The organism is Streptomyces sp. NBC_00310 (assembly GCF_036208085.1).
In the GTDB taxonomy this organism is placed as follows: Bacteria; Actinomycetota; Actinomycetes; order Streptomycetales; family Streptomycetaceae; genus Streptomyces.
The window spans coordinates 8,532,211-8,547,781 of record NZ_CP130714.1 but is presented as its reverse complement, the minus strand read 5'-3'; the positions used below and the strand labels follow the sequence as shown (position 1 = coordinate 8,547,781).

Here is a 15,571-nt window from a genome sequence, read left to right as displayed (position 1 = left end):
CCACGACCTGTTCCACCACTGCGGCGCGATGGCACCTGGCTGGAGGAGTGGGTCGCGCAGGCGTGTACGGCGGCCGGAGTCCAGGCGAGCAGCTACTGGGTGAAGGGCTTCCGGACAGCCGTCCCACCGCAAGGCCCACAGCCGCCACCGTCACTTCACGGTCACTCTTTTTTCACATCTCCCTTCCTACGCTCCGGGTGCAGTGATGGACGGTGTGTTCGAACAGCCGTGGAGGAAGCGACAGATGACCAGGTCCGACACCAGCACCCTCGCGGCGGCGGGCCTCCGCATCGCGGTCCTCGACCTCGATCCCGCCCTCGACGGGAGGGCCACGGGGCTGCCCGGGGACGGGCGGCCCGGGACAGGGGCGTACCGGCTGACCGCGCGGACCGGCGGCGCGTACCTGTTGGTGGGGGTGCGCGGGGCCGGCGTCCCGCCCGCCGGACGGACACCGGATGTCTCCCTCCAGCCGGGGGACATCTGCTTCTACGACGCGAACCACCCGCCGTTACCGGACTTCCCCGGGCGCTGCCGGCTCAAGGTCTTCCTCGTCCCGTGCGAGGAACTGGGGCTGGACGACGGCGACCTGCGGCGCGTCGTCGCGACCCCCGTCGCCCGGTCCTCCCGGCTGGGGACGCTGCTGTCGCCGTTCCTGTCCGAGCTCGCGGACACGGCGGTCGCCGCCGCCCCCGTGGTCGGCGAGATGCTCGCGCGGAACGCCGTGAACCTGCTGGCCACCCTCGCCACGGAGCAACTGGGGAGGACCGGGACGGACACCCCCGGCGGCCGGTCGCCGCTGGTGGCACGTGTCCTGCGGTTCATCGACGAGCACCTGGCCGACGCGGACCTGTCGCCCGAGGTGATCGCGGGGGCCCACCACATCTCGGTGCGCTATCTGCACAAGCTCTTCCAGGACGAGGGCACGACCGTGGGCCGCTGGATCCAGCGGCGCCGACTGGAGGAGTGCCGCCGCGACCTCGTCCTCGGCGTCCGCAACCGCCGTACCATCGCCTCGGTCGCCGGCCGCTGGGGCTTCCTGAGCGCCACCCACTTCAGCCGGGTCTTCCGGGCGGCGTACGGCATGTCACCGAGCGAGTGGCGGGACTCCGCGGGACGGGTTCCGGCAGGCGGACGGGGCATGCGGCCTCGTAGCCGGTAGACCGGAGGCAGGCGGACGGGCAGCCGGCACCACCCGCGTCTCAGTCCGGCGGCCTCGTCCAGGCCGCGTTCGCCGCCGAGAACCGGTACGCGGCCACCGAGGTCGCCGTGAGCAGCAGCAGCGCCAGGCCCAGGGTGAGCGTGAGGTCGGTGTGCAGCAGGAGGAGGGCTCCGGCGAGGGCGCCGAGGAACATGGCGAGGACGGAGAGGAGGCGGCGACCGGGCCGGGGTGCCTCCCCGCCGGCCTGGGCGGAGTCCGCCGCCAGGCCCGTCAGGGTGAGCGTCAGCACGGTGGTGGTGAGGTCGGGCACACCGAGGCGCCGTACGACCGCGTTCTGCAGGCCCATGGCGAGACCGAGGAGCACGATCAGGGCGTACGTGACGGGGTCGTCGACCCGGTCGTCGGAGACGGCGGCCGTGAGGACGGCCCCGGCGACCAGCACCGCCTGGAACACCGTGGCGACGGCCAGTAGCCGTCCTCGGTGGGCCGCGAACCGCGCCGCGGACCGGCCGCCGGCCACGGCGCCCGCGAGGAACGCGGCCATGGCGACGACGGACGCGAGCGCGGACAGCCCGTCGGCGCCGGCCAGGGCGAAGCCCAGGAAGACCACGTTGCCGGTCATGTTGGCGACGAACACGTGCCCGAGGCCCAGATAGCTGACGGCGTCCACGACCCCGGTCACCACCGTCAGGGTCAGCATCAGTGGCGGCAGCGGTCCGTGCCGGTCGCCGCGCGGCGGGGCGAGGGTGTGGACGAGGTCCGTCAGCAGCTTGTGCACAACCCGCCACTCCTTCCGCTCCGCCGGGCGGAGCACCGTCCGTGAGCCGTCCGTGAGCCGTTCGTGAGCCGTCCGTGAGCCGTCAGCCCGCCGCGTGCTCGCCGATGACGGCCTGCGCATAGACGATCCCGAGACCGTAGGCGCCACCGTGCTCCTTGACCACCTCGGTGGTGGGCCCGTACGTCTCCGCGCGCGCCCAGTCGCGCTGGAACTCCAGGAGCACCTGTACCCAGGTGACCGGTACGGCGCCGGCCTGGATCATGCGCTGCACGGCGTGCTCGTGGGCCTGCGGGGTGACGCCGCCGGACGCGTCGGTGACGACGTAGACCTCGTAGCCCTGGGCGAGCGCGGACAGGGCGGGCAGGACGACGCAGACCTCGGTCCACAGGCCCGCGATGACGAGCTTCTTGCGGCCGGTGGCCTTCACCGCCTCGACGAAGGCGACGTCCTCCCAGGCGTTCATCGTCGTACGGTCGACGATCTTGTGGTCGGGGAAGACGTCCGCGAGCGGCGGCAGGAGCGGGCCGGAGAAGGACTCGGCGGCCACCGTGCTGAGGACCACGGGCACGTCGAAGACCCGGGCTGCCTTGGCCAGGCCCACGGCAGCGTTGATGATCGCGGTGCGGTCGCCGCTGCCGGTGCCGAAGAACATCTGCGGCTGGTGGTCCACGAACAGGACCGCGCAGTTGTCGGGGGTGAGCAGGTCGGGTCCGGGGGTTGCGGTGACCTCGTCGATGTCGACCATGGGGGTGCCTTTCCTGAGAGGGGGACGCTTCGAAATGCGGCGCCGCGTTCGAAGCTAGGCGGGACGGTCCCTTCTCCGTGTTCCGGCAGCGCACCGCGTTCGTCCTCACAGCGCACCGGGCTCGGCGTTCCGCGTGTCCGTGCGCTCTCGGACCGGCTTCCGTGCGCTGGCGGGCAATTCCCCACGCCCTTCCGGCTCTAGCGTGCTGGCCGAAGCGCTGCCCGCACGGCCCACACGGCCGGCCTGTCCCACACGGCCGGCCTGTCCCGCGCAGCGGGCATGTCCCGCACACCCCATCGCTCGACACCACCGCAACACATCGCTCGACACCGCAGCACGCCGCAGCGCAGCACGCCGCACCGCATCGCAGCGCCGCACGCCGCACCACACCGCAAGACATCGCGACACATCGGGAGAACCACATGTCCGACACCTTCGAGCCGACCCGGCCGGTCCTGGAGCCGGCGGCCGCCGCCTTCGCGGAGGCCACCGCCAACCCGCCCTTCCTCTTCGAACTGCCGCCCGCGGAGGGCCGGAAGGCGGTCGACGAGGTGCAGTCCGGCGAGATCGAGAAGCCGGAGATCGACGAGGAGTGGATCACCGTCTCGGGCGGCCCGACGGGCAGTGTCCGGGCACGCGTCGTGCGGCCCGCCGGCGCCGAGGGCGTCCTGCCGGTGGTTCTCTACATCCACGGCGCGGGCTGGGTGTTCGGCGACGCGCACACCCACGACCGGCTGGTGCGCGAGCTGGCGGTCGGCGCGCACGCCGCCGTGGTCTTCCCCGAGTACGACCTCTCCCCCGAGGCCCGCTACCCGGTGGCCATCGAGCAGAACTACGCGGTCGCGAAGTGGATCGTCGAGCAGGGCGCGTCCAAGGACCTGGACGGTACCCGGCTGGCGGTCGCCGGTGACTCGGTCGGCGGCAACATGACCGCCGCGCTGACCCTGATGGCCAAGCAGCGCGGTGACGTCCCGCTGGTCCAGCAGGTGTTGTTCTACCCGGTGACGGACGCGAGCTTCGACACCGGCTCCTACCACCAGTTCGCCACCGGCTACTTCCTGCGCCGTGACGGCATGCAGTGGTTCTGGGACCAGTACACGACCGACGAGGCCGAGCGTGCCCAGATCACCGCGTCCCCGCTGCGGGCGAGCGTCGAGCAGCTCAAGGACCTGCCGCCGGCCCTGGTCATCACCGGCGAGGCCGACGTCCTGCGCGACGAGGGCGAGGCGTACGCCAACAAGCTGCGCGAGGCGGGCGTACCGGTGACCGCCGTGCGCTTCCAGGGCATCATCCACGACTTCGTCATGCTCAACGCCCTGCGGGAGACGCACGCCGCCGAGGCCGCGATCACGCTGGCCACGGGCACCCTGCGCACCGCGCTGCACGGCAGCTGACCCCGCCCGACCCCCTGGACACCCACGACCCCCGAGACACCCACGGTCGCCGGACGCACCCGGCGACCGAGAAGGAGAACCCCGCCATGTCCCCCACCCCCACCGTCCTCCTCGTGCACGGCGCCTTCGCCGACGCGTCCAGCTGGGCCGGCGTCATCGAGGAACTGCGCGGCCAGGACATCCCGGTCCGCGCGCTGTCGAACCCGCTGCGCGGCCTGGCCTCCGACGCCGCGTACGTCGCCTCCGCGGCGGCCCAGATCGACGGCCCCGTCGTCCTCGTCGGCCACTCCTACGGCGGCGCGATCATCACCGTGGCCGGCGCCGCCGAGAACGTCGTCGGCCTGGTCTACGTGGCCGCGTACGTCCCCGAACAGGGCGAGAGCCTGGGCGAGTTGCAGGGCCGCTTCCCGCTGTCCCCGCTCGTCGCCAACCTCGACGAGTGGACGTACCCCGTCGAGGGCGCCGACCCCGCCGTGGAGGTCACGATCAAGGCGGACGCCTTCCCCGGCATCTTCGCCGCCGACGTCCCGGCCGAGGTCACCAGGATCCTCGCCGTCTCCCAACGCCCCCTGTCCGCCTCGGTGTTCACCGAGCAGACCTCGACCGCCGCCTGGCAGGCCAAGCCCTCCTGGGCCGTCGTCGCCGACGCCGACGAGGCCATCAACCCCGACGTCCAGCGCTTCGGCGCCAAGCGCGCCGGCGCCACCGTCACCGAGATCGAGGGCGCCTCCCACGCGGTGGCGGTCTCCCGCCCCAAGGAGGTCGCGTCAGTGATCCGCGACGCGGTACGGGCCACGAGCTGACCGTCCGATGAAGCAGGCCCCGCCCGATGTGTCACCGGGCGGGGCCGCGTCCCGTCCCCCGGCGCCCCGGCGCCCATCCCCCGAGCCGCCGGAGCACCTTACCTACCACGCTCGTTGAGCAGCGGCTGGGCGAGCTGCGGGCCGCCACCCCGGGTGCGGGCGGCGAGGGAGGCGAGGGGGCCCGGGAGATCCCGTCTGCGCCCTGTTGCTTTGATCTTCTAGGGCGATCAGGCACGCGAGGGTACGGTGAGGGCTTCCACCAAGCGCAGGGGGATCCATGCCGCGTACCGCGGTCGTCATCGGTGCGAGTATGGCCGGCATGCTCGCCGCAGCGGCCCTGGCCCGGTCCGTCGACGAGGTGATCGTGCTGGAACGCGACGAGCTTCCGGACGCACCCCGACCGCGCAAGGGCCTCCCGCAGGGCCGCCACGCCCATGTCCTCCTGCCCAGCGGACGCGACGCCATCGACGAGCTCGTGCCCGGGGGCGGCGTGCGCAAGCGGCTGCTGGCGGCGGGCGCCCGGGAACGCGGCCTCACCTCGGGCCTGGTGACGCTGGGCCCGCAGGGCTGGTACCGGCGCTCACGCCACCACGACACCCACCCCCTGCTCATCGGCAGCCGCGACCTGCTGGACTGGACCGTCCGCGACGCCGTCCTCGAGAGCACCACCCGCGTCAGGATCCGGCGGGCCTCGGCCACCGGCCTCCTGGGCACCGCCGAGCGGGTCACCGGCGTCCGGATCACCGGTGACGGAGGCGGGGACCGGGCCGAGGAGCGTCTGCGCGCGGAGCTGGTCGTGGACGCGAGCGGCCGCGGCACCCGTGTCGAGCACTGGCTCGCGGCCCTCGGCATCACCGGTATCCGCAAGGACGTGGTCGACTCCGGGCTCGTCTACGCGACCCGTCTCTACCGCATCCCCGAGGGAGCGGAATCCTTCCCGCCGGCGCAGGTCACCGCGGACCCGGCGGGCGGCCGGCCCGGCCGGTCGGGGCTCCTCCTCCCGATCGAGGGCAACCGCTGGCTGGTCAGTCTCAGCGGCACCCGGGGTGCCGAACCCACCGGCTCACCCGACGACTTCGTGCCCTTCGCGCGCGGCCTGCGCCACCCCCTCGTGAGCCGGCTGATCGCCGGCGCCGAGCCGCTGACCGACGTGACCCTCAGCCGCAGCACCCGCAACGAACGCCGCTACTTCGAGAAGTCGGGGACATGGCCCGAGGGCCTGGTGGCACTCGGGGACGCCGTCGCCACCTACAACCCGGTCTACGGGCAGGGCATGTCGGTGGCCGCGCTCGGCGCGCGCGAGCTGGGCCGGGAACTGGACCGGACCGGCGTCGGCGCGCCCGGACTGGCACGCCGGGCGCAGCGGGCGGCCGCGAAGGTGGTGAACGCCGCCTGGACCATGTCCGTCGGCCAGGACCAGTGGTTCCCCGGGGTCCGCGGCAAGTCCCCCACGATCGCCGACCGCCTGCTGTCCGCCTACACCGGCCGCATGGCCCGCGTCGCCACCGGCTCGTACCGCGTCTCCGCCGCCATGTGCAGGGTGACCACCCTCCAGGCGGACGCCCTCCACCTGCTCCACCCCGCCCTGCTCCTGTCCACCGCCCTGGGCCCGGTCCTCCCACCGCTGTCGGGCCCCCCACTCACCTCGCGAGAGCGGGAGATTCTCCGGGACCTCAGCACCACCGCCCCGTAGGGATCGCGGGGCTGTGCCGATGGGCGACTCCGCCGCGTGGGCGCGGCCGGCCCCCACCCGGCTTCATCGCGCCTGTCGGCTCTTCGCGCGCTCCGCGCGCACCGCGCCCTCGACGACGCCCGCCCGTACCGCCCGGGACATCCGGATCAGGGAGGGCTGGCCGGTGTCCAGGCTCTGCCCGCCGGCCGCGGGGCCCGCGTACCCGTCGGCGAGTCCGGCGATGGCGTCGAGGGCGACGCTGTCCAGGACGGCCGGATCCAGGCCCCCGGCACGGTCGTGGGCGCCGACCAGCGCGGCGACGGCCACCATGGCCGCGTCCCCGATGGCCTCGGCCTCAGCGGTGCTCGAACCGAGGGAGAGCGCCTGGCGGTAGGCACGCTCCCGGACGGCCTCGTCGAAGTGGACGGACACGTCCCGAAGTCCGTCCCGGATGGCCGTCGTGCGGTGGGTCAGACGGAGCTCGACGTCGCCGAGAGAGCGCCAGGACAGCAAGGGGTTGCGCCTGTTGCGTCTGATGCGTCTGATGCGTCTGTCGCGCCTGTCGCGTCTGATGCTGCTGTTCCCGGAGCCGACGAGCCGGAAGAGCGGGCCGAGGCGCAGGAAGGCCACGAGGCTGTCGATGCGCGGCCCGAGCAGCGGCAGGACGTAGCCCGCCGAGGTGAGGGCCGCGCCGACGGTGACCAGCATCGGCGCCAGCCGGGTGCTCAGCGGATCCCAGTGGTACCCGCTCCAGCGGCCGGCGACGGCGATCATCTTGACCACGCCGTACGTGCTGGTGCACAGCCACCCGACGGCGAGCACGGCCAGCGCCCGCCGCGTCCAGCCGCTGATCCGGAGGGTCCAGCGCCAGCACAGGAACGTGGTGGTGAAGGCCGCCGCCATGTGGGCCACGAGATAGAGGACGATCATCTCGCGGATGAACGGCGTGCCGGCGTAGTAGGTGTCGAAGTCCGTGCGTCGCTCGACGGGCGCGTCCCCGGCCGCGAAGAGCGCGGTCTGCACCCCGATGATCACGGTGTACGTGAGCAGCCACCTGCGGGAGACCCGCCGCAGCCGGGCGGGGTCGTCGGCACCGCGCCAGTGGACGATCAGGACGAGCGACGCGGCGGAGAAGGCGTTCACGGCCCCGTAGGTGACGCACGCGGCGGCGTTGGGCACGCCGACGGTGCGGTTGATGAGGCCGACGGTGGGCGGGGCGCCGAGGGCGAAGCAGAAGCCGGCGAGGAAGATCACGGCGCAGAGCGCGCGTTTCAGCGGGTCACGCCAGTTCTCCCGCAGGCCGGGCAGTTGGGCCGCGAAGCCGGTCCACAGGACGCCGGCCGCCAGGAAGTAGACCAGTCCGTTCACGTCAGGCCACGGGCCCCGTCCGAGGGGCTTCCCGATCCGCCCGACGGGCGGGGCCGATGCCCGACCGGGCCTTCGACCTCTTCGTCTTCCGCTCGATCCGCCCCGTCAACACCCTTCACACAGTAGTCACGTAGTCAACCCCGGCAACAGGCGTACGGGCGACGACAGGTGAGAGGGCGTCAACGGCTCCCCGGCCCGAGGTCAGCTCTCGTCGGCGGCCAGCGTCAGCGAGATGCTGTTGATGCAGTACCGCTGGTCGGTCGGGGTGGCGTACCCCTCGCCCTCGAAGACGTGTCCGAGGTGCGAGCCGCACCGGGCGCACCGCACCTCGGTGCGCACCATGCCGTGCGACCGGTCGGAGAGCAACTCCACCGCGTCGCTGTCCTTCGGGTCGTAGAAGGACGGCCAGCCGCAGTGCGACTCGAACTTCGTGTCGGAGGTGAAGAGTTCGGCACCGCAGGCGCGACAGGAGTAGACGCCCTTGGTCTTGGTGTCGGTGTACTCACCGACGAACGCGGGCTCCGTACCGGCCTGCCGCAGCACGGCGTACTCGGCCGGTGTCAGCTCCGCGCGCCACTGCTCGTCCGGCTTCTCGACGTCGTACGACATGAGCCTCAGCCCCTCAGCTGGAAAGACGGTCCAGGATCTGCGGGCCCAGGTCCGTCACGTCACCCGCGCCCATGGTGAGAACGAGATCACCCGGCTTCGCCATTCCCGCGATCACGTCGGGCACCTCTGCCTTGTCGTGCAGGGCCGTGACGTCGGCGCCCGCGTTCCGCGCCGCCTCGATGATCAGCTCGCTGGTGACCCCCGGGATCGGGTCCTCACGGGCGGGGTAGATGTCGAGGACGACCGACGCGTCCGCCAGCCCCAGGGACTGCCCCATCTCCGTGCCCAGCTCCTGGGTGCGCGAGAACAGGTGCGGCTGGAAGACCACCAGGATCCGCGCGTCCCCGGCGGCGGCCCGCATGGCCTCCAGGTCGGCGGTCATCTCGGTCGGGTGGTGCGCGTAGGAGTCGATCACCTGGACACCCCCCGCCTCGCCCTTCAGCTGCAGCCGCCGCTTCACCCCGGTGTACGCGGCCAGTGCGGGCGCCAGCTCGGCCGCCGGCACGCCCAGCGCGACGCCGGCCGCCAGCGCGGCCACCGCGTTGTGCGCGTAGTGCCGCCCGGGCACGGACACCGCGAAGACGAGCTCCTGCCCGTCCAGCACCACCGTGACCTCGCTCTTCAGCCCCTGCGCCACGACCGACAGCACCCGTACGTCGGCGTCCTCGCGCTCGCCGTACGTCACCACGCGCACCCCGGACAGCCGGGAGGTCAGCTCCCGCGCGCCTTCGTGGTCGGCCGAGATCACCAGCGTGCCACCGGGCACGATCCGGCCCGCGAACGTCTCGAAGGACTCGTAGATCTCGTCCATGGACGCGTAGTTGGCGTGGTGGTCCAGCTCCACGTTGAGGACGATCGCCACCTCGGGCGCGTACTTGTGGAAGCTCCGGTCGCTCTCGTCCGCCTCGGCGACGAAGATCTCCCCGTCGCCGTGCAGCGCGTTCGACCCGGGTACGCCGAGATCGCCCCCGATGGCGTACGACGGCTTCAGCCCCAGCTCCCCGAGCGACACCGCCAGCATGGACGTCGTCGTGGTCTTGCCGTGCGTCCCGGCCACCGCGATCGGCCGCAGGCCGTCCATCAGCCGGGCGAGCGCGTCCGACCGATGGACGACGGGAATGCCCAGCTCGGCGGCGCGGGCCAGCTCCGGGTTGTCCGCCCGGATGGCCGACGACACAACCACACACGTGGCGTCGTCCGCGAGGTGCTCCCCCGCGTGCCCGATGTGCACGGTCGCCCCGAGCGCCCGCAGCGCCTCGGCCGCCTCCGACTCCTTGGCGTCGCTGCCGGCGACCTTGGCGCCCCGCTGCGCGAGGATCTTCGCGATCCCCGACATCCCGGCCCCACCGATCCCGATGAAGTGCGGCCGATCCATGGCGGTAGGCAGTCCGGGTGCCATGTCTGTTCTCCAAGCGACGGTACGAAGACGATCCACGCCTTACAGCAGGCGCGCCCCCACCCTAGCCACACACCAGGGCGCCCATGTAGCCGTGGGCCAGGGGCCGCGCCCTCCGGGGGCGCGGGGAACCGCGCGACAAGCCACGACGCACCCGCACCCGGCGCAACACAGCAGCCCCTACGGCGCCCCTCCCTCAAGCCCGACTGTGGGAGAACAACTTCAACACCGGCACCCCCACCTTGTGCCGAGCCCGAGAGGCCCAGTCCCGGTGGAAGAACTCCTCCACGTAGTGGGGATCGGTCAGCACCAGCACCTCATCGGCCCCGACCTCCTCCACCAGCGACTTCAACGCGTCCAGCGGATGGTCCTCGATCAACCGCCCCTCCGCCGTGCTCCCCGCCACCCGCAGCGCCTGCAGCGACACCTCCAGAGCCCGCTCCCCGGCGTCCCGCGCCTGCTCCCCCTCCGGCGTCTCCCCTTCCCGCGCCGCCTCGTCCAGCTCGCCGAGGGCGAGGTCGTCGATGGCCCGCAGCAACCGGTCGGCCTGATTGCCGCGCGGCTGGAGCAGCACATGGAAGGAGGCCCGCTCGTCGCCGTGCAGGGTCGTGACGAACTCCACGTCCGCGGACGTCAGAGCCTTCTCGATCATCAATACGCTCGTGAACGACACCACAGGCGCCCTTCTCCTCGGAGGGCCCTCGGGCCCTCACTCCTCAGGGTTCTAGTGTGCCCGGCGAACGCTAAACGGAACGGTGGATTCCGCCCGCTTTCACGTACGACGGTAGCGACCGAACAGGAACCCGGCCTCCTCCAGCAGGGACGCCAGTGCGAAGCGCTTGGGCACCGGCACGGAGGGGCCCCCGGCGATCCGCTGGGCGTCCCCCGCCGTGAGCATCGGCGCCACGGTCAGACACAGCTCGTCCAGCACCTCGGCAGCGATCAGCTGGCCCAGGAGCCGGGGTCCGCCCTCGCTGAGCAGCCGGGTCAGCCCCAGGTCGGCGAGGGCCCGTACGGCCCGGGCGGGGTCGACGCCCATGCCGTCCCCGGCGACCACCACCCGGACACCGGCCTTCTCGGCGGTGGCGACCCGGTCGGGGGCCGCGGCGGCCCCGGTCAGCAGGATGGTGGGGACCGACGGCGCGCTGAACAACGGCAGCGAGAAGTCCAGATCCAGACTCGCGCTCACCACGGCGACGGCGGGCGCGGGCGTCTGTCCGGCCGCCCGGCGCGCCTGCGCGAACGCCTCGCGCGCACGTGCGGGGCGGTAGCCCTCCTGACGTACCGTCTCCGCGCCGACGATCACCACGTCCGCGAGCCCTCGCAGCGTGCCGAAGATCCGCATGTCGGCGTCGCTGGAGATCGGCTGCGAACGCCCGCCGTGCTGGGCCGCGCCGTCGAGCGTGGACACCATGTTGGCCCGCAGCCAGGGCTCCCGCCCGCCCGGCGCGGGTTCGGGATAGGCATACGCCGCGGCCAGTTCGTCGAGACTCCACTCCCGGTCGACGGGATCCGGCCCGCCGGCCGCACTCAGCCCCTCGCTCTCGCCGGACGTTCGCGCCTCGGTCGCCTTCGCATCACCGGTCGCCTCCGGTGTCCGGGCCGCTGTCTCTTCGGTCACAGGGAACAGGCGTCGCATGTCGTGCAGTGTGGCACGACCCTTAGACTCGGTAACCGTGTCGTCGTCCTCAGCCACCGTGTCCGGAATCGGCCCGATACCCGAAGCGGCCCCCTCGTCCCTGTGCGCCCGTGAGCCACACGTCCCCGCGGACCGGCTCGTCGCCGAGATGGTGCCGCCACCCCGATTCGACTCGGTCCGCTTCGCCACATACCTCCCGGACCCGAACCAGCCCAGCCAGACCGAGGCCGTCCGCGTCCTGAGCGGCTTCGCGGCGGGCCTCGGCGGGGCGCACGCGACCGGCGCGGGCAGGCGCGGCTTCCTCGGCTTCGGCAGGGCGAAGGCCGCCAAGGTCCCGGCCGGCCCCCGCGGTGTCTACCTGGACGGCGGGTACGGCGTCGGCAAGACCCACCTCCTGGCCTCCCTCTGGCACGCCACCCCGGCCGAACCCTCCCTCAAGGCCTTCGGCACCTTCGTGGAGCTGACGAACCTGGTCGGCGCCCTCGGCTTCCAGAAGACGGTCCAGACCCTCTCCGGGCACCGCCTGCTGTGCATCGACGAGTTCGAGCTGGACGACCCGGGCGACACGGTCCTGGTGTCGACCCTGCTCGGCAAGCTCGTCGACGCGGGCGTGGCGCTGGCCGCCACCTCGAACACGCTGCCGGGCAAGCTCGGTGAGGGCCGGTTCGCGTCGGTCGACTTCCTGCGCGAGATCCAGGGCCTGTCGGCCCACTTCCGCTCCCTGCGCATCGACGGCGAGGACTACCGCCACCGCGGCCTGCCCGAGGCACCGGCGCCGTACTCCGACGAGGAGGTCACCAAGGCGGCGTACGCCACCGACGGCGCCTCGCTCGACGACTTCCCGCACCTGCTGGACCACCTCGCGCGGGTCCACCCCAGCCGGTACGGCGCCCTCACGGACGGCCTGAAGGCGGTCTGCCTGACCGACGTCAAGCCGGTCCCGGACCAGTCCACGGCCCTGCGGCTCGTGGTGCTCGCCGACCGGCTGTACGACCGCGAGGTGCCCGTGCTCGCCTCGGGGCTGCCCTTCGACCAGTTGTTCAGCGAGGAGATGCTGAACGGCGGCTACCGCAAGAAGTACTTCCGCGCCATCTCGCGCCTCACCGCCCTCGCGCGCGACGCCCAGCGACTCCTGGAGCACTGAGCCCACCGGCACCGGCCGTAGGCCGCTCCACGGGAACTCCCCCAGGTCAAGGGTCGATTCCGGCCAACCCGACCTCGCTTTTCAGGCTCTCTTCAGCTTGCAACGTTAAGTTAACCCTGCAAACAACTTTGCAGGGTTAACGTGTTTCTTGACCAGTGGTTGACCATCGGTTGACCAAGTCGAGCAACTGTTGATGCGTGGGAGACACCGAGAACTGCCCGTGGGGAGGCTCATATTGCGAGGTACGACGACCCGGACCGCCATGTCGGCCCTAGCCGCCGTCCTGCTCACCCTCATATTCTTCGCTCCCACGACTTCCTTCGCAGCCGCGCACACGCTGGGCCATGTCAAGGCCAAAGCCGAGCCCGGAAACCTCCTCACAGCGAAGCCGGTGCGTGACAAGGCCGTCACCATCCGCACGTGCGCACCCTCACAGGACCCGACCGGTCCTCGCCGCGCACGCGACCGGCATCGCGTGGTCACCCACACCGTTCCCGGGGCGCACGCGCGTCCGTCGCTGGGGGAGAACCCGGCGGCCGCGAGCGAACCCGAACGGCCCTCGACACCGCACCACCGGACGTCGAGACCCGTCACGGCCCACACCCCGGCCGTTCTCCAGGTCTTCCGCTGCTGAGCGGCGGAGCCCGTTCCCCCCACTCTGTCGTGCAAGCCCGACGCGCCACCGAGGCGCGCCAGGAGGAGTCACCACATCATGCAGCCCCTCATCGACAACGCCCGTACGTTCGGACAGCGCCCTGAGGAGTTCGCCAGGCTGGCCGAAGGCCAGTCCCCCGAGGTCCTGTTCATCACCTGCTCCGACTCACGGGTCGTCCCGGCCCTGATCACGGGCGCCCGGCCCGGCGAGCTCTTCGAGCTGCGCACCGCCGGCAACATCGTCCCCCCGTACGCCCCGGACCGCCCCACGGGCGAGACGGCCACCATCGAGTACGCCGTGGAGGTCCTCGGCGTCACCGACATCGTGGTCTGCGGACACTCGCACTGCGGCGCAGTCGGCGCTCTCGTGCGCGGCGACGACCTGGACGCCGTACCCGCCGTACGCGACTGGCTGACCCACGCGACACCGCGCCCCGAAGGGGCGGTCGAGGATCCGACCGTCGCCGACGGCGTGCAGAACCACGTCCTCAGCCAGCTCCTGCGCCTGCGCTCCTACCCGTGCGTGGAGAAGCGCCTCGCGGACGGCCGGCTGCGGCTGCGCGGCTGGTACTACGAGGTCCACACCGGAGCCGTCCGCGAACACCGCGCGGACACCGACACGTTCGAAACCCTGTGAGCGGCGGCCAGGTGTCCGAGATGACGTCCCAGACCTCCATGACCTCCAAGTCCCCCCTCAACTCCAGGTTCCCCCACCTGCGTCAGGACTTCGGCGCCTCGCTCGTCGTGTTCCTGGTCGCCCTCCCGCTGTGCGTGGGCGTCGCCGTCGCCTCCGGTGTACCGGCCGAACTCGGCCTGGTCACCGGCATCGTGGGCGGCCTCGTCGCCGGTCTGATGCCCGGCAGCAGCCTGCAGGTCTCCGGCCCGGCGGCCGGTCTGACCGTGCTGGTCTTCGAGGCGGTCCGCCAGTTCGGGCTGCCCGCCCTCGGGGTGATCGTGCTCGCCGCCGGTCTGCTGCAACTCGCCATGGGCGCGCTGAAGCTGGGCCGCTGGTTCCGCGCGATCTCCGTGTCCGTCGTCGAGGGCATGCTCGCCGGCATCGGCCTCGTGATCATCGCGGGCCAGCTGTACGCGGCGGCCGGCCTGAAGGCCCCCGCCTCCGGCATCGACAAGATCGCGGGTCTGCCCGGCGCCGTCGTCGACGCCCTGGGCAGCACCGCCGCGCTCGCCTCGCTCGCGGTCGGCGCGGGCACCATCGCCGTGATGGTGCTGTGGAAGCGCCTGCCGAAGAAGGTCCAGCTGGTCCCCGGCGCGCTCGCCGCGGTGCTCCTGGCCACCCTCGCCTCCCTGGCCTTCCGCCTCCCGGTGGCGAACGTCGAGGTGAAGGGCCTGCTGGACGTCATCCAGCCCCCCGGCCTGGATGCCTTCGGCGAGCTGGCGAACGTGGCGATCCTCGGCACGATCCTCGCCTTCACCCTCATCGCCTCCGCCGAGAGCCTGTTCAGCGCGGCGGCCGTGGACCGGATGCACGACGGTCCGCGCACCGAGTACGACAAGGAGCTGATGGCCCAGGGCGCCGGCAACACCGTGTGCGGGCTGCTGGGCGCGCTGCCGATGACCGCGGTGATCGTGCGCAGCTCCGCCAACCTCCAGGCCGGCGCGAAGACGAAGGCGTCCCGGGTCCTGCACGGCGTCTGGCTGCTGCTCTTCGTGGCCCTGCTGCCGGGCGCCCTCGCCCTGATCCCGCTCCCCGCCCTGGCCGGCATCCTCGTCCACGCGGGCTGGAAGCTGATCCCGTTCCGCGAGGTCGTCTCCCTCTGGCGCACGCACCGGGGCGAGGCGCTGATCCTGATCGCCACGGCCGTGGCGATCGTCGCGGTCAACATGTTCGAGGGCGTACTGATCGGTCTGGCCCTCTCGGTGGCCAAGACCGCCTGGGAGGCCTCGCACATCAAGCTGGAGGTCATAGACAAGGGCGCCGGACCGGTCCAGGCCTACCTCTCCGGCAACGCGACGTTCCTCCGCCTGCCGAAGATCCTCGACAACCTCGAGGCCCTCCCCCAGGACCGCCCTGTGGAACTCCACCTCACCGGCCTCCACCACCTCGACCACGCCTGCCGCACCGCCCTCGAGAACTGGGCGTCCCGGCACAGCGCGACGGGCACGGAACCGGTACGGATGACGGTCCCGGAACCCGAGAAGGTGACATCGGGAACGTCCTGACCCCGATGTGGAAACCCGGCGCCCCGGTC

Annotated in this window: 14 protein-coding genes; 7 read left to right on the top strand and 7 right to left on the bottom strand. The window is 72.2% G+C overall.

Translation table 11 applies throughout. The features are described 5' to 3' along the window. Positions 1–244: 244 nt before the first annotated feature. Positions 245–1,159 (top strand): helix-turn-helix domain-containing protein, encoded by a 915-nt coding sequence (locus tag OG202_RS37430; protein WP_327727357.1) that lies wholly within the window; start codon positions 245–247, stop codon positions 1,157–1,159. Between the two features lie 40 nt (positions 1,160–1,199). On the opposite strand, the gene OG202_RS37425 is transcribed toward OG202_RS37430, so the two are convergent. Continuing rightward, positions 1,200–1,937 (bottom strand): YoaK family protein, encoded by a 738-nt coding sequence (locus OG202_RS37425; protein ID WP_327727358.1) that lies wholly within the window; start codon positions 1,935–1,937, stop codon positions 1,200–1,202. Between the two features lie 82 nt (positions 1,938–2,019). Beyond that, positions 2,020–2,682 (bottom strand): hydrolase, encoded by a 663-nt coding sequence (locus OG202_RS37420; protein WP_326575713.1) that lies wholly within the window; start codon positions 2,680–2,682, stop codon positions 2,020–2,022. Positions 2,683–3,104: 422 nt separating this feature from the next. Here OG202_RS37420 and OG202_RS37415 point away from each other — a divergent pair, with 422 nt between their 5' ends. The 3 genes from OG202_RS37415 (at position 3,105) to OG202_RS37405 (ending at position 6,572) form a co-directional block, all read left to right on the top strand. Continuing rightward, positions 3,105–4,076: an alpha/beta hydrolase gene (locus tag OG202_RS37415; protein ID WP_327727359.1), complete on the top strand. Its 972-nt coding sequence runs from the start codon at positions 3,105–3,107 to the stop codon at positions 4,074–4,076. A gap of 86 nt (positions 4,077–4,162) precedes the next feature. After that, on the top strand, positions 4,163–4,879 hold the full coding sequence (locus tag OG202_RS37410) for an alpha/beta fold hydrolase (RefSeq protein ID WP_326575717.1): 717 nt from the start codon (positions 4,163–4,165) through the stop codon (positions 4,877–4,879). A 277-nt stretch (positions 4,880–5,156) separates the two neighbouring features. Continuing rightward, complete coding sequence (locus tag OG202_RS37405) at positions 5,157–6,572, top strand: FAD-dependent oxidoreductase (protein WP_328224228.1); 1,416 nt, start codon at positions 5,157–5,159, stop codon at positions 6,570–6,572. 63 nt (positions 6,573–6,635) lie between these two features. Here OG202_RS37405 and OG202_RS37400 read toward each other — a convergent pair whose 3' ends face one another. The 5 genes from OG202_RS37400 to OG202_RS37380 all read right to left on the bottom strand — a co-directional run bounded on the left by OG202_RS37400 (position 6,636) and on the right by OG202_RS37380 (position 11,563). After that, entirely contained in the window at positions 6,636–7,919 is a 1,284-nt protein-coding gene (locus OG202_RS37400; RefSeq protein ID WP_328224227.1) for an MAB_1171c family putative transporter, read from the bottom strand. A 201-nt stretch (positions 7,920–8,120) separates the two neighbouring features. Next, a complete protein-coding gene (gene msrB, locus OG202_RS37395) occupies positions 8,121–8,528 on the bottom strand; it encodes a peptide-methionine (R)-S-oxide reductase MsrB (protein ID WP_086757636.1) in 408 nt (135 codons plus the stop codon). A gap of 13 nt (positions 8,529–8,541) precedes the next feature. Then, on the bottom strand, positions 8,542–9,927 hold the full coding sequence (murC, locus tag OG202_RS37390) for a UDP-N-acetylmuramate--L-alanine ligase (RefSeq protein ID WP_328224226.1): 1,386 nt from the start codon (positions 9,925–9,927) through the stop codon (positions 8,542–8,544). A 193-nt stretch (positions 9,928–10,120) separates the two neighbouring features. Then, positions 10,121–10,576: an indole-3-glycerol phosphate synthase gene (locus OG202_RS37385; protein ID WP_326575727.1), complete on the bottom strand. Its 456-nt coding sequence runs from the start codon at positions 10,574–10,576 to the stop codon at positions 10,121–10,123. A 120-nt stretch (positions 10,577–10,696) separates the two neighbouring features. Beyond that, entirely contained in the window at positions 10,697–11,563 is an 867-nt protein-coding gene (locus OG202_RS37380; protein ID WP_326575728.1) for a pyrimidine reductase family protein, read from the bottom strand. On the opposite strand from OG202_RS37380, the gene zapE reads away from it, so the two are divergent. The 3 genes from zapE to OG202_RS37365 all read left to right on the top strand — a co-directional run bounded on the left by zapE (position 11,562) and on the right by OG202_RS37365 (position 15,542). Continuing rightward, a complete protein-coding gene (gene zapE, locus OG202_RS37375) occupies positions 11,562–12,707 on the top strand; it encodes a cell division protein ZapE (protein WP_405960063.1) in 1,146 nt (381 codons plus the stop codon). The two genes, OG202_RS37380 and zapE, sit on opposite strands and share 2 nt — an antisense overlap. A gap of 712 nt (positions 12,708–13,419) precedes the next feature. Further along, positions 13,420–13,998 (top strand): carbonic anhydrase, encoded by a 579-nt coding sequence (locus OG202_RS37370; RefSeq protein WP_327727366.1) that lies wholly within the window; start codon positions 13,420–13,422, stop codon positions 13,996–13,998. A 20-nt stretch (positions 13,999–14,018) separates the two neighbouring features. Further along, positions 14,019–15,542 (top strand): SulP family inorganic anion transporter, encoded by a 1,524-nt coding sequence (locus tag OG202_RS37365; protein ID WP_326575734.1) that lies wholly within the window; start codon positions 14,019–14,021, stop codon positions 15,540–15,542. The last annotated feature ends 29 nt before the right edge of the window (positions 15,543–15,571 follow it).